This is a genomic window from Paenibacillus sp. FSL K6-2441 (assembly GCF_037964765.1).
In the GTDB taxonomy this organism is placed as follows: Bacteria; Bacillota; Bacilli; order Paenibacillales; family Paenibacillaceae; genus Fontibacillus; species Fontibacillus phoenicis.
Window position 1 is genome coordinate 189,657 of record NZ_CP150174.1, and the last position, 26,093, is coordinate 215,749.

At 52.3% G+C, this 26,093-nt stretch carries 25 protein-coding genes; 15 read left to right on the plus strand and 10 right to left on the minus strand.

Annotated elements, in window-relative coordinates; genetic code table 11:
* Positions 1-100: 100 nt before the first annotated feature.
* Positions 101-1,048 carry a ribose-phosphate pyrophosphokinase gene (locus tag NSQ80_RS00890; RefSeq protein WP_009225015.1) on the plus strand — a complete coding sequence of 316 codons (948 nt, stop codon included), beginning with the start codon at positions 101-103 and terminating at the stop codon, positions 1,046-1,048.
* A gap of 62 nt (positions 1,049-1,110) precedes the next feature.
* Here NSQ80_RS00890 and NSQ80_RS00895 read toward each other — a convergent pair whose 3' ends face one another.
* On the minus strand, positions 1,111-1,512 hold the full coding sequence (locus NSQ80_RS00895; RefSeq protein WP_260071482.1) for a DUF1801 domain-containing protein: 402 nt from the start codon (positions 1,510-1,512) through the stop codon (positions 1,111-1,113).
* A gap of 348 nt (positions 1,513-1,860) precedes the next feature.
* Here NSQ80_RS00895 and NSQ80_RS00900 point away from each other — a divergent pair, with 348 nt between their 5' ends.
* Positions 1,861-3,606, plus strand: a complete 1,746-nt coding sequence (locus NSQ80_RS00900) for a tetratricopeptide repeat protein (protein WP_323079166.1) — start codon at positions 1,861-1,863, stop codon at positions 3,604-3,606.
* 108 nt (positions 3,607-3,714) lie between these two features.
* Positions 3,715-4,674: a thioredoxin-disulfide reductase gene (gene trxB / locus NSQ80_RS00905; RefSeq protein WP_323078510.1), complete on the plus strand. Its 960-nt coding sequence runs from the start codon at positions 3,715-3,717 to the stop codon at positions 4,672-4,674.
* Positions 4,675-4,972: 298 nt separating this feature from the next.
* Here the strand turns inward: trxB and NSQ80_RS00910 are convergent, their stop codons facing one another.
* From NSQ80_RS00910 to NSQ80_RS00925, 4 genes are read right to left on the minus strand one after another with little or no spacing between them, the layout of a single operon-like run.
* Positions 4,973-5,575 carry a response regulator transcription factor gene (locus tag NSQ80_RS00910; RefSeq protein ID WP_323078513.1) on the minus strand — a complete coding sequence of 201 codons (603 nt, stop codon included), beginning with the start codon at positions 5,573-5,575 and terminating at the stop codon, positions 4,973-4,975.
* Positions 5,572-6,786: a sensor histidine kinase gene (locus tag NSQ80_RS00915; protein WP_009225010.1), complete on the minus strand. Its 1,215-nt coding sequence runs from the start codon at positions 6,784-6,786 to the stop codon at positions 5,572-5,574. The genes NSQ80_RS00910 and NSQ80_RS00915 overlap by 4 nt, the downstream gene beginning before the upstream one ends.
* Positions 6,787-6,792: 6 nt before the next feature.
* Positions 6,793-7,530: an ABC transporter permease gene (locus tag NSQ80_RS00920; RefSeq protein ID WP_323078516.1), complete on the minus strand. Its 738-nt coding sequence runs from the start codon at positions 7,528-7,530 to the stop codon at positions 6,793-6,795.
* Positions 7,531-7,532: 2 nt separating this feature from the next.
* A complete protein-coding gene (locus NSQ80_RS00925) occupies positions 7,533-8,444 on the minus strand; it encodes an ABC transporter ATP-binding protein (protein WP_323078517.1) in 912 nt (303 codons plus the stop codon).
* Positions 8,445-8,722: 278 nt separating this feature from the next.
* On the opposite strand from NSQ80_RS00925, the gene NSQ80_RS00930 reads away from it, so the two are divergent.
* From NSQ80_RS00930 to NSQ80_RS00940, 3 genes are all read left to right on the plus strand, one after another.
* Positions 8,723-10,129 (plus strand): carbohydrate ABC transporter substrate-binding protein, encoded by a 1,407-nt coding sequence (locus NSQ80_RS00930; protein ID WP_323078519.1) that lies wholly within the window; start codon positions 8,723-8,725, stop codon positions 10,127-10,129.
* A gap of 70 nt (positions 10,130-10,199) precedes the next feature.
* On the plus strand, positions 10,200-11,171 hold the full coding sequence (locus NSQ80_RS00935) for a sugar ABC transporter permease (protein ID WP_009225006.1): 972 nt from the start codon (positions 10,200-10,202) through the stop codon (positions 11,169-11,171).
* A 3-nt stretch (positions 11,172-11,174) separates the two neighbouring features.
* Positions 11,175-12,029: a carbohydrate ABC transporter permease gene (locus tag NSQ80_RS00940; RefSeq protein ID WP_009225005.1), complete on the plus strand. Its 855-nt coding sequence runs from the start codon at positions 11,175-11,177 to the stop codon at positions 12,027-12,029.
* A gap of 162 nt (positions 12,030-12,191) precedes the next feature.
* On the opposite strand, the gene NSQ80_RS00945 is transcribed toward NSQ80_RS00940, so the two are convergent.
* From NSQ80_RS00945 to NSQ80_RS00965, 5 genes are all read right to left on the minus strand, one after another.
* Positions 12,192-12,932, minus strand: coding sequence for an ABC transporter permease (locus tag NSQ80_RS00945; protein ID WP_260071479.1), 741 nt, complete (start codon positions 12,930-12,932; stop codon positions 12,192-12,194).
* Between the two features lies 1 nt (position 12,933).
* Positions 12,934-13,650, minus strand: coding sequence for an ABC transporter permease (locus NSQ80_RS00950; RefSeq protein WP_260071478.1), 717 nt, complete (start codon positions 13,648-13,650; stop codon positions 12,934-12,936).
* Positions 13,647-14,561 (minus strand): ABC transporter ATP-binding protein, encoded by a 915-nt coding sequence (locus NSQ80_RS00955; RefSeq protein WP_260071477.1) that lies wholly within the window; start codon positions 14,559-14,561, stop codon positions 13,647-13,649. The genes NSQ80_RS00950 and NSQ80_RS00955 overlap by 4 nt, the downstream gene beginning before the upstream one ends.
* A gap of 124 nt (positions 14,562-14,685) precedes the next feature.
* Complete coding sequence (locus tag NSQ80_RS00960; protein WP_339300942.1) at positions 14,686-16,083, minus strand: HAMP domain-containing sensor histidine kinase; 1,398 nt, start codon at positions 16,081-16,083, stop codon at positions 14,686-14,688.
* A complete protein-coding gene (locus NSQ80_RS00965; protein ID WP_323078521.1) occupies positions 16,080-16,760 on the minus strand; it encodes a response regulator transcription factor in 681 nt (226 codons plus the stop codon). Before NSQ80_RS00965 ends, NSQ80_RS00960 begins: the two co-directional genes overlap by 4 nt.
* Before the next feature lie 198 nt (positions 16,761-16,958).
* On the opposite strand from NSQ80_RS00965, the gene NSQ80_RS00970 reads away from it, so the two are divergent.
* From NSQ80_RS00970 to NSQ80_RS01010, 9 genes are all read left to right on the plus strand, one after another.
* Positions 16,959-18,230, plus strand: coding sequence for a DUF438 domain-containing protein (locus tag NSQ80_RS00970; protein WP_260071474.1), 1,272 nt, complete (start codon positions 16,959-16,961; stop codon positions 18,228-18,230).
* Between the two features lie 376 nt (positions 18,231-18,606).
* On the plus strand, positions 18,607-19,557 hold the full coding sequence (locus NSQ80_RS00975; protein WP_260071473.1) for an ROK family glucokinase: 951 nt from the start codon (positions 18,607-18,609) through the stop codon (positions 19,555-19,557).
* 308 nt (positions 19,558-19,865) lie between these two features.
* The gene (gene rapZ / locus NSQ80_RS00980) at positions 19,866-20,756 is read left to right on the plus strand and encodes an RNase adapter RapZ (protein WP_009224997.1); all 891 of its coding nucleotides are present in this window, start codon (positions 19,866-19,868) and stop codon (positions 20,754-20,756) included.
* 124 nt (positions 20,757-20,880) lie between these two features.
* Entirely contained in the window at positions 20,881-21,825 is a 945-nt protein-coding gene (locus NSQ80_RS00985; protein ID WP_260071877.1) for a YvcK family protein, read from the plus strand.
* Positions 21,826-21,830: 5 nt separating this feature from the next.
* The gene (whiA, locus tag NSQ80_RS00990) at positions 21,831-22,760 is read left to right on the plus strand and encodes a DNA-binding protein WhiA (RefSeq protein WP_036645079.1); all 930 of its coding nucleotides are present in this window, start codon (positions 21,831-21,833) and stop codon (positions 22,758-22,760) included.
* 109 nt (positions 22,761-22,869) lie between these two features.
* Entirely contained in the window at positions 22,870-23,139 is a 270-nt protein-coding gene (locus NSQ80_RS00995) for an HPr family phosphocarrier protein (RefSeq protein WP_009224994.1), read from the plus strand.
* Between the two features lie 154 nt (positions 23,140-23,293).
* Positions 23,294-24,049, plus strand: a complete 756-nt coding sequence (locus tag NSQ80_RS01000; protein WP_339300946.1) for an SIMPL domain-containing protein — start codon at positions 23,294-23,296, stop codon at positions 24,047-24,049.
* Between the two features lie 417 nt (positions 24,050-24,466).
* On the plus strand, positions 24,467-25,246 hold the full coding sequence (locus NSQ80_RS01005; protein ID WP_339300948.1) for a hypothetical protein: 780 nt from the start codon (positions 24,467-24,469) through the stop codon (positions 25,244-25,246).
* 100 nt (positions 25,247-25,346) lie between these two features.
* Positions 25,347-25,970, plus strand: coding sequence for a hypothetical protein (locus NSQ80_RS01010; RefSeq protein ID WP_339300950.1), 624 nt, complete (start codon positions 25,347-25,349; stop codon positions 25,968-25,970).
* Positions 25,971-26,093: the final 123 nt, after the last annotated feature.

Consider the following 26,093-nt stretch of genomic DNA (forward strand, 5'->3'; position numbering starts at 1 on the left):
TGGCTGGAAATTGCTGGACGCCCCGATCGAATCCATGTACGATAATAGTGTAGGGATGTCCAAGTCTTAAATGTCATAAATAAGGATTCGGGAGGATGTTATGGAAGCCAAAATGCGCATGTTTTCCGGTTCGTCCAATCCGAAGCTGGTATCGGATATCTGCAGTCGACTCGGGATCGAACCCGGGAAGGTGAAATTGTCGCGCTTCAAAAGCGGAGAAATTTATGTGCATTATGAGGAAAGTATCCGTAATTATGACGTATTTCTCGTACAGTCGCTATCCCATCCGATTAATGAGATGTTCGTCGAGCTCCTGGTGATGATCGATGCGGCCAAGCGGGCTTCCGCCCGCACGGTGAACGTCATCATGCCTTATTACGGCTACGCCCGGCAGGAGCGTAAATCCGCGCCGCGGGAACCGATTTCGGCTAAGCTGCTCGCTGATGTGCTGACGACGGCTGGGGCGAGTCGGGTCGTGACGATCGATTTGCACGCGCCGGCGATTCAGGGCTTCTTCAACATTCCGGTCGATCATCTGACCGCGTTAGACTTGATGACCGATTACCTGCGGGCCCAGCAGATTCCGAATCCCGTGATCGTCTCGCCGGATGCGGGACGGGCCTCGATGGCGGAGAAGCTGGCCAACGGACTGGACTCGCCGTTTGCCATCATGATTAAGAAGCGTCCCGCGCACAACCAGTCGGTGATCACGCATGTGATCGGCGACGTGGCCGGGCATACGCCGATTATCATCGAGGATTTGATCGACACTGGCTCCACCATTGTAAACGTTGTCGAAGGGTTAAAGGAACGGGGCGCGGAGGACGCCTATGTGTGCGCAACGCACGGGCTCTTCTCGGACAATGCCCTGGAGAAGCTGAAGCATCCCAATATCCGGCAAGTGGTCGTCACCGATTCGATCGCGCAGCCGGAGCTGCATTCGCCCCATGTGCAGGTGCTCTCTGTAGCGCCGATGTTGGCTCGGGCGACGCAGTTTATTCTAGAGGGCGGTTCGATTGCCGCTTTGTTCAAAGATCGAGGCATTTAGAAGTCCAACATCATTCAAGTAAAAAGCCAAGCCGCTGAAGAAGCGGCTTTTTTGTTCACGAGTTATTGGTTCCTACGCTTCTTAGCAGCTTTGGCTTCGGCGGCCAGGCGGTTTTCCGCCGCGCGGAAGAGAACGATGCGGCGAATCAGATCCAACGGCAGCGGCTGGTCCAAGGGAAACTGTACTGACCCTTTCCCGCCTTTGTAATGGGACAGTTCCTCCGCAAATTCCTTAGTACCGTTGGGGGTTGGGTAAAAACCGATATGTTTCTTAAACGCTGCGAAATGCACCAGGATTCTGCCATCGGTTTCAAAGGTCGGCATTTGATAGCTGATCCGCTCGATTGCGTTAGGCGCAACCTCCTGAACCAGCTTACGGATTTGCTGCAATCTGTCCTGAATCTCTGGCGGGAATTGGGCGATATATTCGTCGATCGTCGTAAATAGGGGTTGATTCGTGTCCATCGTTCGGAAGACTCCTTTTTTTACCGCTTGTGTGCATGCGTTCTTTTCAACTTTAGTGCCGTTTTTTTCTGAAAAAAATGGACCAGAGGATGTAAATCACCAGTGCGAATATCAATAAGGCAACAACCGTGTTTTCCCAAACAAACTCCATAATGGAAATAGCTCCTTTCTCTGCAAATATCTCAATTATTCGCCTGCGGAGAGTGGATTTCCTTCCAGTAGCGGCGCATCCGTTATTTTCCGCTCGGATTCCCCGTGGGAGGACAGCTTCTCCTATGTTATACTGTGGAATGGAGAGTTTACCTGAAACGTACGGAAAGTAGACTTGGAAGAATGAAATCAAAGGAGGTGCCTTGCTTGAAGGAAAGAAAGCGACCGGCTAAAACCCAGCGGGGGAAAGTGCTGCCGATCTCGATGGATGCGGGATTTTTCTTCGAGAGAGCCGTTTCTTCGTTGGACCGTTATCGCTACGACAAGGCATTAAAATATTTCCGCAAAGCCGTAGAATACGAGCCGAACAACCCGGTGAACCACTGCAATATGGCCGGTATTCTATCGGAGATGGGGGACTATGCGGCATCCAATGAGGTGCTCCAGACCGTGCTGGAGGAGATCGACCCGTCCATGACGGAATGTTATTTCTATATGGCGAACAATTACGCCAATATGGATATGTTTGAAGCGGCCGAAGAAGCGCTCATCCGCTATTTGGAGGAGGATGAACAGGGGCAGTTCCTGAGCGAGGCCGAGGAGATGATCGACCTGCTGCAATACGAGCTGGACCGCCCAACGAAATTAAAGAGCATCAAATCGCGGCATGGCGTCTATGAGCACGATCAGGCGCGTGCGTTGCTAGAAGAAGGTAAGTTCGCTCAAGCCGTCAAAATGCTGGAGGAGCTGGTGCAGAGCCTTCCCGATTTCCTGGCGGCCCGTAACAATCTCGCATTAGGGTATTACTACCTGGGATTGTTCCACAAGGCGGTGGAAACCGTGGAAGAGGTGCTGGTGAAGGATCCCGGAAATTTGCACGCCTTATGTAATCTGGCGATTTTTTATCAGCATGCTGGAAACCGCGAGGCGCTGGAAGAGTTGGCCGGCCGATTGGAAAATATCGTTCCTTTCCACCAAGAGCACGTGTTCAAGCTGGCGACAACCATGGGCATCTTGGGGCGGCACGAAGCGGCCTTTGGCCATTTTATGCGGCTGATGCGCGGGAATGAGACGAACTTGGATGCCAGCCTGTATCACTATGCTGCGGTGGCTGCCTACCATACGGGACGGAAGGCTGAAGCCGAGCAGCTATGGAATACGGCGAAAAGGCTGGATCCGAAATCGAGCGTGCCGGGCTATTATTTGAATATTCTGTCCCAGGAGCGTGAGCATCCCGAGGCGGAACCGGTTCCTGTCAATTATCAGTACCTGCTTCCGTTCGAGGAGCAAATGAAGCGGTGGGAGGCTTCAGAAGAAGGAATCCCGGCCGAGATGAAAGAGAACCCGCTGATTCGTTCCTCATTCTTCTGGGCGCTGCGCCACGGGGACAACAAAACCAAGCTTCAAGTCATTCAGGCGATGGGCCTGATTGCTGACCGGGAGGTTGAGGAGGCGCTGCAAGCCTTCTTGCTGGAGCCGGAGGAAGATGCGTATTTGAAGGAAATGGCTTTGTTCGTGCTCCGCAATCTCGGCGTGAACCAGCCGCTGCCGGTTCGTTCCGGTGCGACGACAACGCTGGTCGATCCAAGCCGGGTGACCACGCAGCTGCCGGTATGGCGGAGCGAGTGGCAAGCGGTTGTGGATTTGGCTCTGGAGCGGATGAAGCGGAGCTTTGATCTTCAGCAGCAGCATGATATGGAGACGTTGTGGGCGGATTTTCTCACCCGGTTATATCCGGATACGCCAACGGTCTCCCATTTGGAGGGCTGGGCCGCGGCACTTGAATACTTGACGGCCAAAATGCACGGACAATCCGTCACTTACGAGCAGGTGGCGCAGAAATACAATATTTCCGCCTCTACGGCACGCCGTTATGTTCAACGGGTGGATGAAGTATGCGGCGTGAAGGAGAAGCTCGCGGAGATTTTTCCTTCGGTCCAATAGTTTGATGGGTAAAGCAGGTCCAACTTGGGGAAAATTTGATGGAGTATTCCATTTACATAGGAATCGACGGGTCGAGCTATTTCCTAGGAACCAAGGAGGTACGAGCGTATGCACAAAGTATTGGTGATTGGAACGGGGCCGGCCGGATTAACGGCGGCGATTTATTTGGCGCGGGCGAATCTGAGCCCGGTGGTGATCGAGGGATTGGAGCCGGGCGGCCAGTTGACCACGACGACGGAAGTGGAAAATTTTCCTGGCTTTCCGGAAGGAATTATGGGCCCTGAGCTGATGGATAACATGCGCAAGCAAGCGGAACGGTTTGGTGCAGAATTTCGGAGCGGCTGGGCGGAGAAGGTGGATTTCTCCAAGCGGCCGTTTCAAGTGACGCTGGAAGGCGGTCAGGTGCTAGAGTCCGAATCGGTGATTATATCGACCGGGGCATCGGCGAAATATCTGGGTATCCCAGGCGAGCAAGAGAACGTGGGCCGAGGGGTTAGTACCTGCGCGACCTGCGACGGGTTCTTTTTCCGCGGCAAAAAACTCCTCGTCGTCGGAGGCGGTGACTCCGCTATGGAGGAGGCGAACTTCCTGACGCGATTCGCGACCGAGGTAACGATCGTGCATCGGCGGGAGGAGCTGCGCGCCTCCAAAATCATGCAGGATCGCGCCAAAGCCAACGAGAAAATCCGCTGGGCACTGAACCGTACACCGTTGGAAGTGGTGACGGATGAGGGCGGCGTCAAAGTGAAGGGCCTGAAGGTGCGGAACAATGCCGATGGTCAGGAGGAACTGCTGGAGGCCGACGGGGTGTTCGTGGCGATTGGTCATACGCCAAACACGAAGTTTCTCGGCGGCGCAGTGGAGACCGACGAACACGACTATATCGTTGTGAAGCCGGGAACCACGGAGACGAACGTGCCAGGGATATTTGCTTGCGGCGACGTACAGGATACGCGTTACCGCCAAGCGATCACCGCGGCGGGGTCCGGCTGCATGGCGGCCATGGACTGCGAGAAGTTCCTGGAGGGCAGCATGGTGCATGATTGGAGCGGCCCGACCGGGAGTTAAAGTTGGGGAAGGAATCACGGGGGAAGTCAGGGGATGTCACTTTGCCGTCCTAAATGTATGCGAAAAATCAAGTATATTTTGGGGATTTCGGCAATTTCAAAGGATTGTATATGAAATTTCATACAGATTTTGCCGATCCCACCCCAAACTCCAAGAATCTATATGAAAAATCGAATACAATTCGGATTTTTGATCGTCAAACGCGTGGATGTATGCGAAAAATCGAATAGATTGCATCCCGAAAATAACTCAAAAGGACGCCGACCTCGGCGTCCTTTTGCACGTCTTACGTGTGTGCTTAAATCCAACCGTTCTCTTCGGCGAGGCGGACCGCTTCGATGCGGCTTTTGACCTCCAGCTTGTTCAAAATTTCGGAAATATAATTGCGGACGGTGCCGTAGGACAAGTGCAGGGAAGCCGCAATCTCGCTAGCGATGCAGCCTTTGGCGGCCAGCCTCAGAATCTCCTGCTCGCGGGCGGTCAAGGGATTGTCCCGGCGGAGACTGCCGAAGACCAGCTCCGGCGAAGCCTCGCGGTGGCCGGCCATCACCCGCCGGATCGCTTCCGCCAGCCGATCGCTGGATTCATCCTTGAGCAGGTAGCCTTGGACACCGGTTTTCACCGCCCGCTCGAAGTAGCCCGGCCGCGCGAACGTCGTCAGGATGATAACGCGGCACGGCGATCCCTGGGCCTGCAGCCGCTCGGCCACCTCCAGTCCGCTCATCAGCGGCATCTCGATGTCCATTAGGCAGACATCGGGGCGCAGCTTCTCGATGAGCGCCAGCGCCTCCGCGCCATCCCCTGCCTGACCGACAACCTCGAGGTCGTCCTCCAGATCGAGCAGGGAGGCCAGCGCTCCCCGCAGCATACGTTGATCCTCGGCAATGACGATGCGAATCATGCGGTTTCACCTTCTTTGGCAGCTTCTTTCACGATCAGCGGGATGGTGATCTGCAGCCGAGTGCCCCGGCCGGAGCCGGCCTCGGAACCGTCCGAGCCTTCCAGGCTCCCCGCTCCGACGGTTAATGTGCCGTCGATCAGCGACAACCGCTCGGCCATGCCCTTCAGGCCGTTGCCCGCGGCGCTGTTGCCCGGCAGCGAGGACACCCCGTCGCTGCCCACTTTCCGCGAGGACAACCCGATCCCGTTGTCCTCGATCTGCAGCCGCACCTCCGCCGGTGCGGTCTCGATCGTGACGGCGCAGCGCGTGGCCCGGCTATGCTTGACGATGTTCGTCACCGCCTCTTTAATGCAGAGGCTGACGATGTTCTGCGTCAAGTCCGAAACGCCGGTCAGCCGCGGATCGCCTTCTACGTCAAAGGCGATGTCGGCCGCACGCAGGATCTCGCCGGCTTCCGCCAGCGCCTCAGCGACGGTGATCGCCCGCATGTCGGAGACGAGCTCCCGCACTTGCCGCAGCGCGGCCCGGGAGGTGCGCTGGATCTCCCGCGCCTCGGCTTGGGCCCGTTCGGCGTCTTTGGCGGCGAGCTTCTCGACGAGCTGGCTTTTGAGCGTGATCAGGGATAAGGTATGCCCAAGCGTATCGTGCAAATCGCGGGCGATTCGCATGCGTTCCTCCCGCTTGATCAGCTCCTTAATCTGCTCGTTCGCCCGGTCGAGCTCCTGCTCCAATTGCTGCCGTCTCGCCATCGAACGGATGCCGTAAGGCATCACCAGCATGATCACGAGGAAGGGCATCATGAACGGCAGGTCGCCGGCCACCAGATCCCGGGCGCCGAACAGGAGCGACAGCACCTCCACCGCAGCAAAGCAGGAAATGGCGACATGGAACTTCTTGTGATCGGTGTACCAACCGATAAAGTTCGAGGTGAAGAAGCCCAAATAGAAGTTATACGGGCTATAGAACATGCAGAGCGCGAGGATGAGTGCCATTTGCAGCGCAAGCCAGAGGTTAAATACTTTGCCGGTAACCCAATATAACTGGCGGTAGGTCACGGCAAACAAGACGATCATCGCGCAGCCGATCCACAGCTTGATTCCATGCTCTCCCCGAATGTTGAAGAAAGGAAGAACCAAGTAGATCGGCCAGATGTAGGGGAACCAGCCGTATTTTTTCGGAAACCATTCGAACTCGAACTTGCCGAACCGCATTTGAAATTACACCGCTTCCTGTTTTTTTCGGATATATGTGGATAGTACCATAAACAGAAAGAGGTAGCCCAGCAAAATCAGCACGCTTTGCCAACTCGGCGCATCCCCCTGAACGATGGACCAGGCACCGCTTCCGAACTGGTAGGAGGGCAGCCATTTGCCGATGGCCTGCATCACCTTGGGCAGCACTTCGAATGGCATCCACATGCCGCCCGAGACGGCTAGAAGCAGATACAAAACGTTGCTGACGCCGCTCGCCGTATCCACGCGTTTCATCAGCCCCACCAGCGTACCCAGCGCGAGAAAAGGAAGTGAAGCCGCGACGATCCACAATCCGCTGTAAATCCACAAATGCCAAGGCAGCGATACCCCGTTAATCAAATACCCGGCAATAAAAATAAACACAACGGAAAACAGATGCATCATGGTTTGGCCGAACATTTTGCCGAAGAAATAGATCGAACCGGGCAGCGGCGTGATTCGCATGAAGGTGGCCCAACCTTGGGTGCGCTCCTGCACCAGCCGGATGCCCAGAGTCATGATCGCCGACCCCATCACGCTGAAGGTCGTCATCGACATCAGGTAATGCGCCCGCCATTCGCCCGGATTGTCGGCCCCGGTATTTACGACCCGCGTGAAAATAAAGTAGAACAAGACCGGCATCAGCAGCGACCAGAATACATAATAGGGATTGCGGATCACCCGCAGCATCTCCGCTTTGCATTGCATCGTAATGGTACGCATCGTTAGACCGCCTCCTCTTCATGGTTTCCTGTAAGCTGCTCAAAAGCTTCATCCAGCCGTCCCTGCTCGATCTGTACGTCATGCACGGGCAGACCGGCGGTAAACAAGGCAGCTAACGCTGCATCTGTATCATCCGTTGTCACATGGATACGTCCGTCTTTGTTGTAGCATTCCGCGACAGGGGAGAGCGCCAGCAGCCGGCTCCGCAGTTCTGGGCCGTCGCCGTCGGCAAGGAAGGAAATCGAACGTTTGACAATACGCGATTTGATCGCTTCGGGCGTGCCGTCGGCGACCAAGGATCCCCGGTTAAACAGCAGGATCCGATCAGCGATATCGTCGGCTTCCTGCAGGTAATGCGTCGTGAAGACGATCGTCTTCCCTTGCGCGGCCAACTTGCGGATGCTGTCCCAGAAGCGGCGGCGCGCCGTGATGTCCAGCCCCACTGTGGGCTCATCAAAGAAGACCAGTTCAGGGTTCCCCGCCAAAGCAAGGGCAAAGCTAAGGCTGCGCTTCTGCCCGCCGGACAGCTTCTCGGCATATCGGTTCAGATCGCCATCTCCAAGCCCGGTCAAACGGACCAATTCGTCCATCGTCATCGGGTTCGGGTAGTAGCTGCGAATGAGCTCAAGTATCTCGCGCACCTTCAGCCGATCCATCACGCTGACCTCTTGCAGCATCGCACCGGTCCGCTCACGGACTGAGCGGTCTTTGGGCGGCTTCCCGAACAGCTTGACCGTTCCGGTTGTTGGCTCCAGCAAGCCGAGCAGCATGGAGACTGCCGTTGTCTTCCCGGCTCCGTTAGGCCCAAGAATGGCGGTGATGGTGCCTTTGAAAATGGAGAAAGATAGATGATCTGCCGCTTTTTTATCTTTAAAGCTCTTGCTGACGTCCTTCATTTCAATAATAGGTTCCACGAAAGCTTCGCCTCCTCTAAAGGGTTTCGCCTTGGTTATTTCTCCCTCGGTTAACTTAAGCTTAAAGGAACTGCGGCCCCTCCGTTAGTAAGGACTGTCATGACATCGAGATGACAATTGTCACCTGAAGTGAGTCTGAAAAAGCCCCTCCATCTCAAGACCCAAAAATAGTTGAACTTTTCCCAATAAGCGCTTACTTATGGAGAACAAAAAGATGTATTAAAATGTGAATGCGGTTACAAAATACCGAGAAGAGTAAACAAAAGGGGAGGCAAAGCATGAAACGCATGAAACGTATGAAACACCTGTTGATCGGGATCTCCGCCTTGCTGGTGATGACGACAGCCCTCACGGCTTGCGGAGGCAATTCCAAGAATGAGTCGTCCTCGAACACGACTCCTACGGAAACGAATTCTTCCGCAGGTACGGGTTCTACTGGTGAAAAAGTAACCATCAACCTGTGGAGCTTCACGGATGAAATTCCAAACATGACTACAAAATATTTGGAAACGCATCCAGACGCAAACGTAGAGTTCAAAACGACGGTTATCGCTACAACCGATGGCGCTTACCAGCCTGCGCTTGACCAAGCTCTTGCCGGCGGCGGCAAAGACGCACCAGACATTTATGCTGCTGAAGCAGCGTTCGTTCTGAAATATACGCAAGGCGACGCTTCCGGGTATGCAGCGAACTATGCTGACCTGGGCTTGACCGATCAAATGGTTAAAGATGCTGGCATCGCTCAATACTCTGTAGATATCGGTAGTAAAGACGGCGAGCTGAAAGGCCTTGGCTACCAAGCAACTGGCGGCGCTTTCATCTATCGTCGTTCGATCGCGAAAGACGTATTCGGAACTGACGACCCGGCTGCAATCAAAAACGAAGTAGGTCCTGGCTGGAATAAGTTTTTCGAAGCAGCTGAGAAGCTGAAAGCGAAAGGCTATGGTATCGTATCCGGCGACGGTGATATCTGGCACGCAATCGAAAACAGCTCGGACAAAGGCTGGATTGTTGACGGCAAACTGCACATCGATCCGAAGCGTGAAGAGTTCTTGGATCTCTCCAAGAAGTTGAAAGACAACGGTTACCACAACGATACGCAAGACTGGACGGAAGCTTGGTATGCTGACATGTCTGGCTCCGGCGCTCAACCGATCTTCGGGTTCTTTGGTCCGGCTTGGTTGATCAACTATGTCATGAACGGTCAAGTTAAAGATACAAACGGTGATTGGGCTGTAACTGAATCTCCAACAGGGTTCTTCTGGGGCGGTACTTGGCTCTTGGCTAACAAAGACGTAACGAAAGACGAAGCGAAGAAGAAAGCGGTTGCTGATTTCATTCACTGGGTAACGCTGGATACCTCCGAAACCGGCCTCCAATACTATTGGGCAAACGGTACGATGAAAGAGGGCGAAGCAGGTACGAAGGATAGCGTAGCTTCCTCCGTGGTGATGGCGAAATCGAACGGTGAAGTTGCAATGCTGGGCGGTCAAAACATGTTTGACATCTTCGTTCCAGCGAACGAAAATGCTTCCGGTAAGAACTTGACGCAATACGACGAAACGATCAACAAACTGTGGCGCGATCAAGTTCGTGAATACACGGCAGGTAACAAATCCCGTGACGATGCGATCAAAACCTTCAAACAACAAGTGAAAGACCAACTTGGCATCGACAGCGAATAAGAATACGCAGTAGATGCGAAGGGGCGGGGAGTATAACCCGCCCCTTCATATCCATGAAAGAGGTGAAAGCATGCGCCGCAAAGGTGTCAATTATTCGAGATACGGTTACTATTTTACGTTGCCATTTGTGTTGGCTTTTTTGGTTTTTTCACTGTATCCGATTCTATATACCGCCGTTATCGGCTTCACTAATTTACAGGGGATCATCCCCAAACCATTGGAAATTCTCGATAATCCGTTTCAGAACTTTAAAGATCTGATTCTAGAAAATGCTTCTTTCAAGAAATCTCTCGCGAATACGTTTATCCTCTGGATCGTTAACTTTATTCCGCAGATAGGTCTTGCGCTGTTGCTGACGGCCTGGTTTACGAATAAACGTCTGAACATTAAAGGCCAGGGCGCGTTTAAGATCCTGCTCTATATGCCGAATATTATCACTGCAAGTACGATTGCAGTGCTTTTTAGCTCTCTGTTTGCATATCCGATGGGGCCGGTGAACAGCTTGTTCCAGCTGCTTGGTTGGTCCGATGCTCCGATCTTCTTCCTGCAGGATAAGACGACCGCACGTGGGATCGTTTCCTTCATTCAATTCTGGATGTGGTACGGGAACACCATGATTATTTTGATTGCAGGTGTAATGGGGATCAATCCGTCGATCTTCGAGTCCGCTGCGATTGACGGAGCCAACGGCTGGCAGACCTTCTTCAAGATTACACTGCCAAGTCTGCGCACCATCATGTTATATACATTAATTACGTCGATGATCGGCGGTCTGACGATGTTCGATATTCCGCAGCTGTTCCTTCAAGGCGGACCGGACGACGCAACGCTGACCACCTCGATGTTTATCTACGGGCAAGCGTTTAAAGGAAGTTATATGTATAACCGTGCGGCAGCCGCAAGTATGATTCTGTTCGTTATTGCTGCCGTGTTGTCCGCCATCCTGTTCTATCTGATGCGTGACCGGGATGCGGCGAAATTAAATAAAGCGATCAAAGAACAAAGAAAAGCAGAGCGTGCAGCAATGAAAGGGGAGGTGTAAGCCATGGAAAAAATTAAAGAAGGCAGTGCGGTCGCCCTCCGAATTAATCGGACGATTGTATATGTCGTATGTATTTTGCTGGCACTCCTCAGTATCCTTCCATTCTGGATCATGTTCGTGAACGCTACGCGTTCGACGGCGGAAATTCAAGCGGGCCTCTCGTTGCTTCCATCCACTCATATGATGAGCAACCTGAAGGTGCTGCTGGACAAGAGCTTTGATCCGGTTCGAGGGTTCATAAACTCGTTTATTATCTCGGGATCGGCTACCTTGTTGACGGTTTATTTCTCGTCCCTGACGGCCTATGGTCTGGTCGCTTATAACTGGAAGTTGCGGCAGCCGTTCTTTACCTTTATTATGGCGGTGATGCTGATTCCGGCTCAAGCCAGCTCGATTGGTTTCTATCAATTTATGTACAAAATTCATTGGACCAACAACCTGTTGCCTTTGATTTTGCCAGCCATCGCGGCTCCAGCGGTTGTGTTCTTCATGCGCCAGTACCTGCTGGGTACTCTCTCGCTTGAGATTGTTGAAGCGGCGCGTGTCGACGGCTCCGGCGAATTTAAGACGTTTAACCGGATCATTCTGCCGCTGATGATGCCGGCGATTGCGACGCAAGCGATTTTTGCCTTTGTCGCGAACTGGAATAACCTGTTTATGCCGCTCATTTTGTTGACAGATAAGAGTAAATATACGATGCCGATTATGGTCAGCTTGCTGCGCGGCGATATTTACAAGACGGAATTCGGTTCAATTTACATGGGTCTGGCTTTGACGGCGTTGCCTCTGTTTATCGTCTACTTCTTGCTGTCCCGGTATATTATTGCCGGCGTAGCGTTGGGCGGCGTCAAAGAATAATCGGGCATTTCACTTGCCTTGCTTGAAAGCCAAATGAATGATGAATAACCTCCCCATAAAATAAGAAGGCCTGTAGAGGGTTAGGATGGGCAACATGCTCATCCAGCTCATCTACAGGCCTTTCGTCATTTACAGGGGCAGAACGGCTGCGGGGCGATTGTATTAGACCGCTTTGCGGCGGAAGTACAGCATGCCGGCGATCAGGAACAACAGGAAGATGCCGAGGACCGTGATGAACAGGCTCTCGTACGGCAGATTAAAGGCACCGTAGTTCGCTTGTCCGCGCGGCATCATGGCCAGCAGCGGCTGTGCCCAAGGATAGAAAGGGCCGATCTTGGCCGAATTGATGATCAGCAGGTTCGGAATCGTCAGCGATACGTTCACCGCAAGCGGAGCTGCAAAACTGGACCACACCAGGGAGACGCCCAGCTGTAAGGCAACCAGCGGCATACAGGCAATCCAGCCTCCGATGAGGCTCGTTGCGATCATCCCCCATGGCAAGGGGCCAGCGATCCCTTGGACTTGGTCTACAATCAGCAGCGCGGCTAGAAAGAGCAGCTGGGATGCCGCCAACAAGACGGCAACGACAGTGAACTTGGCCAGATAAACGGCGCTCCGTGAGACGGGAAGCACCAACAGCTGCTTCCAACCGCCGCCGGTGTGCTCGTAACGGCAGAGGAACGACGGAAATAAGCCGGACATGATCGGCAGAAACAATAGCGCGTGCAGCATCGACATGGCGCTGATCAGGAGCGGCCAGACTTCCGCATTGGCTCCTTTCGGCAGATTGACCAAGGCGCCGATCAAGGCAGACAGGGCCGGGCTGACCAGCAGGATGAGCCAGAGGCGCGAGCGCGCCATTTTTAGCCGTTCTGCGGCCAAGACGTTCAGGAACGTCTTCATATTAATCCACGTCCTTTCGGTTGAAATGAACAAGTCCGGTCAGCAGGATTCCTGCGCCGCAGGCAAGCCCGGCTGCGACAAACCATTCGCGGTGCGGGCCTTCGAACCCGAACACCGGCCAGTTCAGCGGAAACCACTCGGACAGGTTCAATGTAAACGGCGAAAGGATCGAAATCGTGACGCCAAGGGATACCGGCAACGACTGGTTCCGATAGGTGAGCGAAAGCCAGAGCTGGAGGGCCAGCAGCGGCAACGCGGCAAAAAACGGATAAAATCCAAGGCGCGCCAAATCCACGTAAGGGATGGACCCGGCCTCAAAACCGAGAGCTATACCAAGAATTACGGTCGCGACCGAAAGCAATACGCAGGAAACGGACAGCAGCAGGAAGCACAACAGAAATTTAGCACAATACACGGCGGTCCGTGAGATCGGCAGCGCCAGCAGTTGCTTCCAGGAACTAAGCTGATGCTCGACGTTCGCCACTAGTGAGCTTACTAGGGTGCATCCCAGATATATGGCCATCGGCACGAAGAAGGAAATGTTCTGCAGCAGGCCTCCCCACGGGTCATCGGCATATTGCTTGATCATCCAGTCGAAGCGCAGCCCGTAATTGAGCGCCTGCATGGCGACCAACCCGAGCGGAGCAAGAAAGATCAGGAACCAGATGCCTTTGCGCCGGATCTTCAGGAAGTCGGCCGAGAGGGAGCGTAACATCATACCGCGGCCCCCTCCCCGATTACCTGCATAAAGATGTCCTCCAGCGATTTCTTCTTCTGCTCGACGCGATAAATGGCATGTCCGTTTTCCACCAGCTGTTTGACCAGGCGGGCGACCTGGGCGTCAGCCATCCCTGGGAACGAGAGAACTCCGCTTTGCAGCTTGCCGATGGCGCCCAGATCACGGGCAATCCAAAGCGCTTCATCCGGCTCCGAAACAACGAGCTCCATATCGTGAGCTGCGCGGAGCCGCAGATTGTCGATCGTATCCTGGAACACCATCCGGCCTTCGCGGATAATGCCCACTTTGCTGGCCATCAACTCCATCTCCCCGAGCAGGTGGCTGGATACGAGCACGGTGATGCCGTAACGCTTCGGCATGCTCTTAATTAATTCGCGGATCTCGTGGATCCCGGACGGGTCCAGCCCGTTGGTTGGTTCGTCCAGGATGAGCAGTTCGGGGTTGCCGAGCAACGACGCGGCGATGCCCAGACGCTGCTTCATCCCGAGGGAGAAGCCCTTCACCGGCCGGCGTGCGTCGCTGGTCAGCGAGACGATGTCCAGCACCTCGTCGATGCGCGATTTCGGCACCTGCAAGATGCGGCGGATGGCCTCTAAGTTGTCGATGGCGCTCAAATGTCCGTAATAAGACGGGGATTCGACCAGCGAGCCGATACGGCGCAGGATTGCCAGCTTATCGCGGTGCAGCTCGCGGCCGAAGATGCGAATCGTACCCGAAGTCGGCTGGATTAAGCCCAGCAGCATGCGGATCGTCGTCGTCTTCCCTGCACCATTAGGTCCGAGGAACCCGTAGATGTCCCCCTTCGCGATCTCCAGGTTTAAGTGGTCCACTGCGTAGCGGCCGCGGTATGTTTTCGTTAAACCTTCCGTTTGAATGATCATTTCATTCACGAATTATCACCTCGTCATGATCATATCGCCCGGAGGTTAAAGGCAAAGACAGGAGAAGTTTAAGATTCGTTTAATTTTGGGGCATGAAAAAAGGGACTGTAAACAGTCCCTCGCCTCATCTCAATTACAATAGCGCCATTGGATAAATATAAACTTTCGTTCCAGCTTCGCTCGATACGGTGGCCCGTGCGAGACCCATTTCCCGCAGCAGCAGGTCGACGATTTGCAGGCCAAGCCCCGCGCCTCCGCTAGCGGAAACCGACTCCATTCCAGGGCCGTGGTCGCTGATCGTGAGAGCCGTGGTGCCTTCGTATTGCTCTACCGCAATCCCGGCATAACGGCCCGATCCAGCATGGCGGACCAGGTTCTGGAACAAGTTATCGAGTACGCGGCGGAACCCTTGGGCGTCAACGTTCCAGTAGATCGGCTGCTCCGGCAGCTCAATATCGGCCGTAATCCCGTTCTTCTCCCAGACGGGGTACCAGGCGGCCGCGCTTTCCCGCACGATCCGCAGGATATCCAGCCGCTCCAAAGACATGGCATACCGTCCGCTGGAGAGCAGGTTATACGATAATAGATGATCCATCAGTCCGGATAAATCGCTGATTTTCGTCTCCATCAAAGCCAGGGACTGTCGTCCCTGTTCGGATAGGGGTTCCTGACGGAGCGAATACAGATGGCTGCCCAGCACGGTTAACGGCGTCCGCAGGTCATGGGATAGGTGGCTGATCAGGCTCTTGCGCAGCTCCTCTTCCTCGCGCTCCCGCTGGCGGCTGTCCTTCAGTGCGAACACCATATGGTTAAAAGCAAGCTCCAATCGGCCAATTTCGTCCGGGCGTCCTTCTTCGATGGGAGACGGCAGCCCGTCGGGACCCGGGCGGGTCATGCCGGCTTCCAGGCGCAGCAGCCGCTTGCGGATATCGCTAAAGAACAGATAGGAGAGCAGGACGAACGCCCCCAGCAGAATCGCTAGAAACACCCCGTAAAAACGAATGTCACTAAGCTGTTCCCCTTTTTGAATCACCATAAATTTACGCGGAAGCTCCAACACCATGAAGCCTTGCTTGGCTTGTTCGTCCCCGCCAATAAAAGCGACAACCGTAAAAGGGTCGGCGTCCACACGTTGCTTCATGAAGGCGATAGTATCCTCCAAGGACCACTGCTGGGGCACCGACTCTTGCTCCGGCAGCTGCAGGCGGGTTTGGCCAGCCGTGTCGACCCAATACAGCGCGGCATCAGGATACAGCAGCTTCATCTCTCTGAGCTTCGCATCGATGGCATCGGCTTGAGCTCCCTTCAACTCAGCAGCAGCTTGATGCCAAGCGGTCTCAATCTCCTGTCCGGTACCGTAAGGACGGCTCTCGTGCACATAATGGCCAGGGTTTAGGAGGACATTCACCCCCCAGGCTGCAATAAAGCTGACTGGAATCAGGACAGGGATAAACACGAAGGCGATCCCCAAGATCAAGACGTATCTCGTCAACAGGGATTTACGGAACTTGCGCACCGGATGAAGTCTCATGCTCTCACCCGATAACCAATCCCGCGGATGGTCTCGATCACTTCAGGATTTGCGGGATCCCGTTCCAGCTTCTCACGCAGGTGGCGGATATGGACCATCAAGGTTTTGTCCCCGTCGAGGTAGGGCTCGTTCCATACGGCTTCGTAGATCTGCTCCTTAGTCAGGATTTGACTAAGATGGCGCAGCAGATAGGAGAAAATATGAAACTGCTTGCCGGTCAGCACGATTTCCTCGTTGGTATCCTGATTGATGATCCGGTTTTCTTTCTCATACACAAGTAAATGTTTAATACGCAGCGGCGCTGGGTCGGCGATTCCCCCGCTGCGGCGGAGCAGCACCTCAATCCGGGCGGCCAGTTCGTCCGGATGGAACGGCTTCGTTAAATAGTCGTCGGCGAACTTCAGTCCCTGCAGCTTGTCGTCAATCGAAGTTCGGGCCGACAGCATCAATACCGGCAGCTCCGGATACTTCTGCTTTAACCGCCCCCCAATCGTGAAGCCGTCCAGCCCTGGAAGCATCACGTCAAGGATCACGAGATGGCAATCGGCGGCTTTCTCCACGGCCTGATCCCCGTGCTTCAGCCAAGTGACCGCGTACCCGCGCGCTTCCAGGTTGGAGCTGACCCATTCACCGATTTCGGGATCGTCTTCAATATATAGCAAATGCGTAATAGGCATAATGGCATTCCTCCTGATTCTATTTTGGCAAAAGACGGAGCAAAAAGAAACGGAAGGATCGATGAATTATTTGTGATTGAAATCACAAGTCAGACATTTTCCTTGTGCTACCTTGTTATTGAGAATGGTTATCAATGAAGTCATCGGGACATATCGAAACAGAAATTCGGCTGAAATTCAATAAGGAGGGGTTGGGCGATGAGCGAACTGATCAATAATCGGGAGTATGGCGCACCGGAACAAAGCCGCCGCCAGCAGCTGTTAAAGGAGATTATCAAGGAGCTGCATCAGGGGAAGAGCGTGGATGAAGTAAAGGCACGGTTCGAAGAGGCTGTCGGTGACGTGACGGTCGCGGAAATTTCCGCGATGGAGCATGCGTTGATGGAAGAGGAGGGCATTCCGGTCGAGGAGGTTCAGCGGCTGTGCTCGGTGCATACGGCGATTTTCAAGGGCTCGATCGAGGACATTCACCGTTCGTCCAAGCCGGAGGAGCAGCCGGGTCACCCGGTTCATACCTTCAAGCTGGAAAATCGCGAGATCGAACGGCTGGTGAACTTCAAGCTGCAGCTTCACCTGGACAAGTACCGGAAGGATCCCGGCAGCGAGATCGTATTCAAGCTGCTGGAGGATTTAAACCTGCTGATGGACCTCGACAAGCACTACAGCCGCAAGGAAAACCTGCTGTTCCCGTATCTGGAGAAGTACGGCATCTACGGCCCAACCAAGGTGATGTGGGGCGTGGACGACGGCATCCGCATGATGATCAAGGAAACGAAGGGCAAGCTGGCGGACGGCAGCGCGGATCCGGAGACGATGGTGATGGATCTGGAACGGATTATTAAGGAAGTCAACGAGATGATTTTTAAGGAAGAAAATATTTTGCTCCCGATGGCCCTTGAAAAGTTAACGGAAGACGAATGGGTGAGCATTGCCCGGGAAAGCGACCAGATCGGCTTCTGCTTGACCGCACCGGAGCGTGAATGGATTCCGGAGCGCGTGCCGCTGCAGCCCTCGGGCGAAGAAGTGAAAGGGACCGCACAGGCAGGCACGGAAGCGGGGGTTCCGCAAGGCTACATCAAATTCGAGACCGGCGTTCTCTCGATGGAGCAGCTGGAGGCGGTGATGAACCATCTTCCGGTGGACCTGACGTTTATCGACGAGAACGATGTCGTCCGATATTTCTCCCACGGCAAGGAACGGATCTTTGCCCGGACGAAGGCCGTCATCGGCCGGACCGTACAAAATTGCCACCCGCCGCAAAGCGTTCATGTCGTCAACCAGCTGTTGGAGGATTTTAAGGCGGGGCGGAAGGATGTCGAGGACTTCTGGATTCCGGTGAAGGACAAATTTGTGTACATCCGCTATTTCGCTGTACGCAGCGAGGATGGACGTTATCTGGGGACGCTGGAGTTCACGCAGAACATCGCCCCTATCCGCGAACTGCAAGGACAAAAACGTATTTTGTCCTAGCAGGGATGGCTTTATCATGTTTATCTTGCCTCATTGGGCTTACATCCGGCGTTTGCACTAGCGAATGCCGGTTTTTTTAGTTGCAGTAGCGGGGAGAGAAGGAAAGGGGAACAAGGGAAATTAAGTTCGTATACGCTTGTCTGTGATCTGTGTCATTTACGCAAAATCCCTTATCGGTATTGGGATTGCCGTTTCTTCCCTTCTCTTGACCGAACCGATGGGTTCGCTTATAGTTGGTACGTAGGAGAAAACTACTTGCGAAGGCGTTTTCAGTCATGGCGCGGACTAAAGCGGCGATGGATCGAGAATGGCCTTTTTGCACGTATAGGCACGTAAATGATCTATATATTATTTAAGAAAAAGGTGGCTTGTGAACATGTCTGAAAAAATCTACATTGGCGTTGACTTGGGCGGTACGGCAGTCAAAGTCGGCATTTGCAATGAAGAAGGGCAGCTTCTTCATACGTATGAAGGGCCGACCGAAGTCGATAAGGGCGCGGATACGGTCGTCGCGAATATCGAGAAGTACGTCCGGCGTGTCGTGGAAGAATCGCCGTTTGCCTGGGAACAGGTGGCCGGGGTAGGCGCCGGGGTCGCCGGGTTTACGAATGTCCGCGAAGGGATCATCATTTTGGCGCCGAATGTAGGTTTGAAGGATTTGCCGATTCGCGACATTTTGGAGGAGCGATTGGGCAAGCCAATCAAAATAGACAACGATGCCAATGTGGCTGCACTCGGCGAAGCTTGGGGCGGCGCAGGAAAAGGCATCGACAACTGCGTATGCTACACGCTGGGAACCGGCGTTGGCGGCGGGATCATTATTAACGGGAAGATTTATCAAGGCTTCTCCGGAATGGCCGGCGAGCTTGGACATATGTCTGTGGTTCCGGATCTGGAAGCCATCGGCTGCGGCTGCGGCCAAATGGGCTGCCTGGAAACCGTCTCTTCGGCAACAGGGATTATTCGCATGGCGAAAGACGCCGTAGCGCGCGGTGACCGGACCTCGCTGGCTCATGTGGAGAACATTATGGCTAAGGACGTCTTTGATGCGGCTAAAGCTGGTGATGAGGCGGCGATTCGCATCGTGAACCGGGCAGCTTTCTATCTGGGCAAATCGATGGCGGCTGTCGCTGTTGTTCTGAATCCGGAGATGTTTATCATCGGCGGCGGCGTGTCCAAAGCCGGTGACATTCTGTTTAACGAAGTTCGCAGCGTATTCGCCAAATTGACGCCGGAGCCGGTGCAACGAGGCATGCAAATCGTTCCGGCTACCTTGGGGAATGATGCGGGGATGGTCGGCGCCGCTGGTCTCTTCCTCCGTTCCTAACGAAAAGGTGCTAAGCGGAACTGCTTGCAGCTAGCTGGGGGCCGTTGGTACCGCTGGTGTCGCTGGTGTCGCATCTAACGGACTCTAGAAGCGTTATTTGGCAGTCTTGGACAGATTACAGTTTCTAACGGACCTAGGAGATCTTATTTCGGTCAATTGCAGCTCAAGGGTCGTCATCAGAGCCAGATAAGGTCTCTGGGGTCCGTTACAGTGGGAAATGGTCGGGAAATAAGCAAATAAGGTCATTACAGTCCGTTACATCATCCTTTTAGAATGGACAAGGAGAATTACGCGAGGAGGGAATAATCATGCCGGAGAAGGAAACAAGTTCGGTCGCCAATCTGATCATTATCACGGGCATGTCGGGGGCAGGGAAGTCGCTGGCCGTGCGCAGTTTGGAGGATCTCGGATTTTTTTGCGTAGATAATTTGCCTCCGGTGCTGATTCCCAAATTCGCAGAATTGATTGAGCAATCCAAAGGGAAAATTGCCAAGGTTGCGCTGGTCATCGACCTGCGCGGCCGGGAGTTCTTCACGGCGCTTTCGGAGTCGCTTAGCTTTATTAAGGAGCATTTCACCATCAAGTGTGAAATCCTGTTCCTCGATGCCACCGATTCGGTCCTTGTGCAGCGGTATAAGGAAAGCCGCCGCCGCCATCCGATGGCCCCGGACGGGATGCCGCTGGACGGCATCCGGCTGGAACGCAAAATGCTGGATGATTTGCGGATGTCGGCAACTCAAGTCATCGATACCAGCAATATGAAGCCGGCACAGCTCAAGGAGAAGATCATTTCCCGATTCTCGCATTTGGAGAGCAGCAACTTATCGGTGAACATTACATCGTTTGGATTCAAATACGGGATTCCGATCGATGCCGACCTGGTGTTCGACGTGCGCTTCCTGCCGAATCCGCATTACATCGAGCAGCTGCGGCCGCTCACGGGACAAAACAGCGAGGTATATGAATATGTTATGAAGTGGCCGGAGACGCAGACATTCCTGGCCAAATTGCTGGATATGCTGCATTTCTTGCTGCCGCAATACCATAAAGAGGGGAAGAGCCAGGTCATCATCGGCATCGGCTGCACCGGCGGCAAACACCGTTCGGTCGCGATTGCCGAATACCTGGGTAAGATGCTTGGCGTCAGCGAAACGGAAACGGTCCGCGTAAGTCATCGCGACGAAGGCCGGGACCGCTAACCAAGCCCCCTGCAAGTATAGAGGACATTCAAAAGGATAACCTGTTCCCTTTTTGAACCCTCATTAAGAGGTGAACCAAGTGATACATCGGGCTAAGGATATAAGAGTTCCGCGGATCGTCGTGATGGGCGGCGGTACCGGCTTGTCTGTCATGCTCCGCGGGTTGAAAGAGAGACCGCTCGATATCACGGCTATCGTAACTGTAGCCGACGATGGGGGCAGCTCCGGGATCTTGCGCAATGAATTACAAATGCCGCCACCCGGGGATATACGCAACGTACTTACCGCGCTGGCCGACGTCGAACCGCTGCTGTCGGATATGCTGAACTACCGGTTTGCATCGGGTTCGGGATTGGCTGGGCATAGCTTGGGCAATCTGATCTTGGCGGCGATTACCGATATTTCCGGCGATTTCGTGACCGCGGTGCGCGAGCTGAGCCGCGTCTTTGCCGTACGCGGGCGCGTGTTGCCGGCTGCGGGTCAGGCCGTCGTGCTGCATGCGGAGATGGAAGACGGTACGATCGTGACCGGGGAATCGAAGATTCCGGAGGTTCGAGGTAAGATCAAGCGCATTTTCCTTGAACCGGAGGAGGTGGAGCCTTTGCCGGAAGCCGTAGAGGCGATTCGCGAGGCGGACGCCATTCTGATCGGACCGGGCAGCTTGTACACCAGCATTATTCCGAATTTGCTTGTACCGAAGCTGGCAGAGGCTGTATTGGAAAATACCTCCGCGATCAAAATATTCATATGCAATGTCATGACCCAGCCGGGCGAGACGGACAATTATACGGTCAGTGACCACTTACAGGCCGTGTATAATCACGTCGGCAAGCATCTGTTTGACTACGTCATCGTGAACGACGGCGAAATTCCGCCGCAGGTTCAGGATTTTTACGCCGAGAAAGGCGCCAAGCCGGTCCAAGTGGACTGGGATAACGTGACGGGTCAAGGCTATAAGGTCATTGCCGATACGCTGGTGTTGTTCCGCAGGTATTTGCGGCATGACGCCGATAAATTAAGCCATCATATTTACCAGCTGGTTGAAAACTGGATTTTACGAAAGAGGTGAGTCTCTTGTCCTTTGCGGCGCAAACCAAAAAAGAGCTGACGATGGTCGAAGCCTCGGACTGCTGCGAGCAGGCCGAACTATCCGCTTTGATCCGGATGAACGGATCGGTACAGGTTTCGAACAAAAAGATCGTTTTGGATATCTCCACCGAAAACGCCGCGATCGCAAGGCGGATCTACTCCCTGTTGAAGAAGCATTTTCACATTCACACGGAGCTGCTGGTCCGCAAAAAGATGCGCCTCAAGAAAAACAACGTCTACATCGTTCGCATTCCGGCCCGGGTTGAGGAGATTCTGAAGGAGCTGAAAATCGTCTCCGAGGGATTTATTTTTAATCCCGGGATTAATCCGGAGCTCACTCGGAAAAACTGTTGTAAGCGGGCTTATCTGCGCGGGGCGTTTATGGCCGGCGGGTCGGTCAACAATCCGGAGGGTTCGTCTTACCATTTGGAGATCGCCTCGATGTACGAAGAGCATTGCAAGGCGCTGGTCGATCTGGCGAACGAGTTTCATCTGAACGCACGTTGCATCGAGCGGAAGAAAGGTTTTATTTTGTACATCAAAGAAGGCGAAAAAATCATCGAGCTCCTCAGCATCATCGGCGCGCATCAGGCGTTGTTCAAATTCGAGGACGTGCGGATTATGCGCGACATGCGTAATTCCGTGAATCGCATCGTGAACTGCGAGACGGCGAACTTGAACAAAACGATTGGTGCCGCTGTCCGGCAGATCGACAACATCAAGCTGCTCCAGAAGGAAGTCGGTCTGGAGAACTTGCCGGAGAAGCTGCGGGAGGTCGCTGAGGTTCGCTTGGCTCACCCGGATATGAATCTGAAGGAAGTGGGCGAACTGCTGAAAGGAACGGTCAGCAAATCGGGGGTAAATCACCGGTTGCGCAAGATCGATGAGCTTGCCGAAAAAATTCGCGGGGGCTAAACTGGTTTTGCTGCTAGTGTGTTTTGTACTCCGTATGCTATAATGATAGAAATTATAATGTCAACGAATGTGACGAAATGGATTGAATTCGTATAGGGGGTAAGTTTTCATGGTCAAACACCCGGTTACCGTTCGTTTGAAAACGGGGCTGCATGCTCGGCCGGCTGCGCTTTTCGTTCAGGAAGCGAATAAATATTCTTCAGAGATTTTCGTTGAAAAAGACGATAAAAAAGTGAATGCCAAGAGCATCATGGGGATTATGAGCCTTGCAATCAGTACCGGTACCGAGATTTACATTAGTGCGGAAGGTGCGGACGCTGAGCAGGCTGCAAACGCTTTAATCAATTTAGTCAGCAAAGAGGAGCTGGAGAACCAGTAAACGCTGGTTTCGCCTTACGAAACAAGGGGATGTTTCCGTGAAAGGATCACGGGATCATCCTTTTTTGCTTTTTACTGCAACATTTGTCCACGGTTTACGTTTAGAAGGTAAAATTACCAATACTTATCCCAAAAAATGAACGGAGGTCATGAACATGAAAACATGGTTGAAGCCTGCAGCTTCCTTGCTGGTTGCGGGAACATTGATTACCGGAGGTATGTTTGTAAGCGGTGCCCTTAACGCGCCGGTGCCGGTTTATGCGGATGGCGAGATGCAGAAGAATGTGGTGACGGTGGTGGGCAGCGGCGAATTGTCCGTGAAGCCGGACGTGGCGTACCTGTCGATTGGGGTGGTGACGGAAGCTAAGACGGCGAAGGAAGCCCAAAGCGCCAATGCAACTAAAGTGGCCGCGCTCATCAAGCTGTTGAAGGAGACGTGGGGGATTGCCGACAAGGATATCCAAACCGGCCAATTCTACGTACAGCCAAACTATACGTATAGCGACAAAGAAGGCCAGCAGATCAAGGGGTACAGCGCCCAGCATTCGCTGGAGGTCACTTACCGCGACTTGTCGAAGATAGGGCAGCTGCTGGATGCGGCATCCGCTGCGGGAGCCAACCGGATCGATAATATCCGCTTCAGCACCGAAAATCCGGATCAGTACCAAGACCAAGTGATCCAAAAAGCGATGAATGACGCGAACAAGAAAGCCGCATCGATCGCGAAAGCCGCGAACCGCCAGCTGGGCATTGTGCTTAGCATCAGCCAAGGCAGCACCAGCACGCCGATCTTCACGCAGAACGTGAAAATGATGGAAATGGCGGCAGCGGATTCTGCGGTGAGTACACCGGTGGAACCAGGCGAAATCGACCTGCAAACCACGTTAACAGTGATGTATGAGCTGAAATAGGGCATATAGGGAATCTATATCAGTTACTTAATGAGCTACCGCATAGGTTTGTGTGATAGCTCATTTTTGTATTTTACTAACTTTAAAGCCTTTGGAGATAAAATGACTGTTGAGAAAGTGGGATATAACACATTTAATTTGATAGTTAGCCCAGATCAATTGAAGATTCTTGAAACCCTGTCTACAGTCGACGCTATTTATATTCAACCTAAGAGTGGCGGTGGAGTTTATATCGAAAATTGTCCTTTGCTGTATTAGTAGGTATCGGCATTGAATGACAACGGGGCAGGAGCCATATAGAAGTGTGCCATAAATTAAGATAGAAAAAGGAATTTATATAGTAAATATTGACAAATTTAACATGGGAAAATAAGATAGAAACAGGTATAAAATACCAAAATTAAGGAGTAAAGAAAAATGAAAAGATTAAGTTTATTTTTATTGGTTTTATCTTTTATTCTCAGTAGTTTTTCAGGAGTTGCAAGTGCAGATATAGGGCGCAGTGAAGAAGATTTCGGCAAAATAGTACAGCAAGTTGACCGAATGAAAACTAACGGTGCTACAAAACAAGATGTCATACAATTTCTGGAATCAAAGGGTATTGAAGTACTAGCAAGTGATACTGTTATTTTTGATGCTAAAGGAAATGAATCTAATAGCATGACTCCAATGGCACTCAGTCCCCAATTAAGAGTACTTACAAACTATATTACGAAGGATAGTGACAGGTACTACGCTTGGGTACAGGTTGAGAAAAAAGCATCACTTCCTGCAGATGCTACCTATGAATTGTATCCAGCTTCATACGACGTTGTTTCTATTAACTGGGATTCTAAAAAGTTTAATTACGTGTCGAGTGGGACAAGTAATTCTGCGAATATGTGGTTAGCCGATGCCGATAATAGAAACTCAGGAACAATACTTTTCAACATCTATGATAACCTTGAGGGCGGTGGAGATGCATGGACAGTAAGTGCATATGCAAAATTATCTGCAAAAACAACAGGACAAACTACAACAGCTGCCAAGTATACTCATACTTATGATACAACTCAAAAATCAGAACAATATTCAGGTACAGCAAGCTGGACATGGGGTAGTCCTCTTGAGATAGGTGTGAACTACACAGTAACAACAACAGATGTCGAAAAAAATTGGACAAAGGCCGCAACTGCCTCTGTTACACTTTCAAAATAGTACATTTTATGTATAATAAAGTAAATGGGCAGTGATTTTGTTCCCGTTTACTTTATTTTTTTTGGATTATAATTCCTAATAAAGGGAAGTGTTCCCAATAGTGAAAAAAGGTGTTAATTTCAAGTGGATTTTAATCACAGCTATAGTTGTATTGTTATCGAATTTAATCCAATACATCATATTCGATCAAACCAAGGTAGAAAAGAAATCTGAAACTCAAAATATTTATGATATATTTACTACTTATTCTGATCGCGTTCTAAGTACCTATAGATTTTTAATTGAATTAGAAGATGATGATCGAACACCAAAGGAAGCGTACTTATTCTCAGAGGGTTTTTTAATGGGAATTAGCTCTGATTATTATACAAAACTGGATGTATTATTGGAAAAAATGGATGGGAAAGAATACAATTATGAACTTACTAACATTGTTGAAACGAATAAGAACTTGCAAAGGATGGTCTATGTTCTAAATAAATATTTATTTAGTCAACAAAATAATTCAGAATTTCCTGAAAGTTGGGCGGAAGTAAAAGGCTCACTGATGAAAATAAGACCTTTATTAGCATCTTCATCCACGGAGGATTTAACCTTGTATAATATTACAAGCTATCCCAGGGAATTCATTACGCAACCCCAATATAGAGACACCATGATTACTGTTAATAGGGGGATTTCTGAAGTTATAGATCAAATGATGAAGCTAGGGGATAGTGAGTAGCATTACTCAGAGTTCCTTGAAAACCCAAGGGAATTATAGCAAAACTATTGTAACCCGCGCCAAAACAAGGTATAGTGAATATGCGAAAAAATGAATCGAAGTACCCGATAAAGCCATACCAAT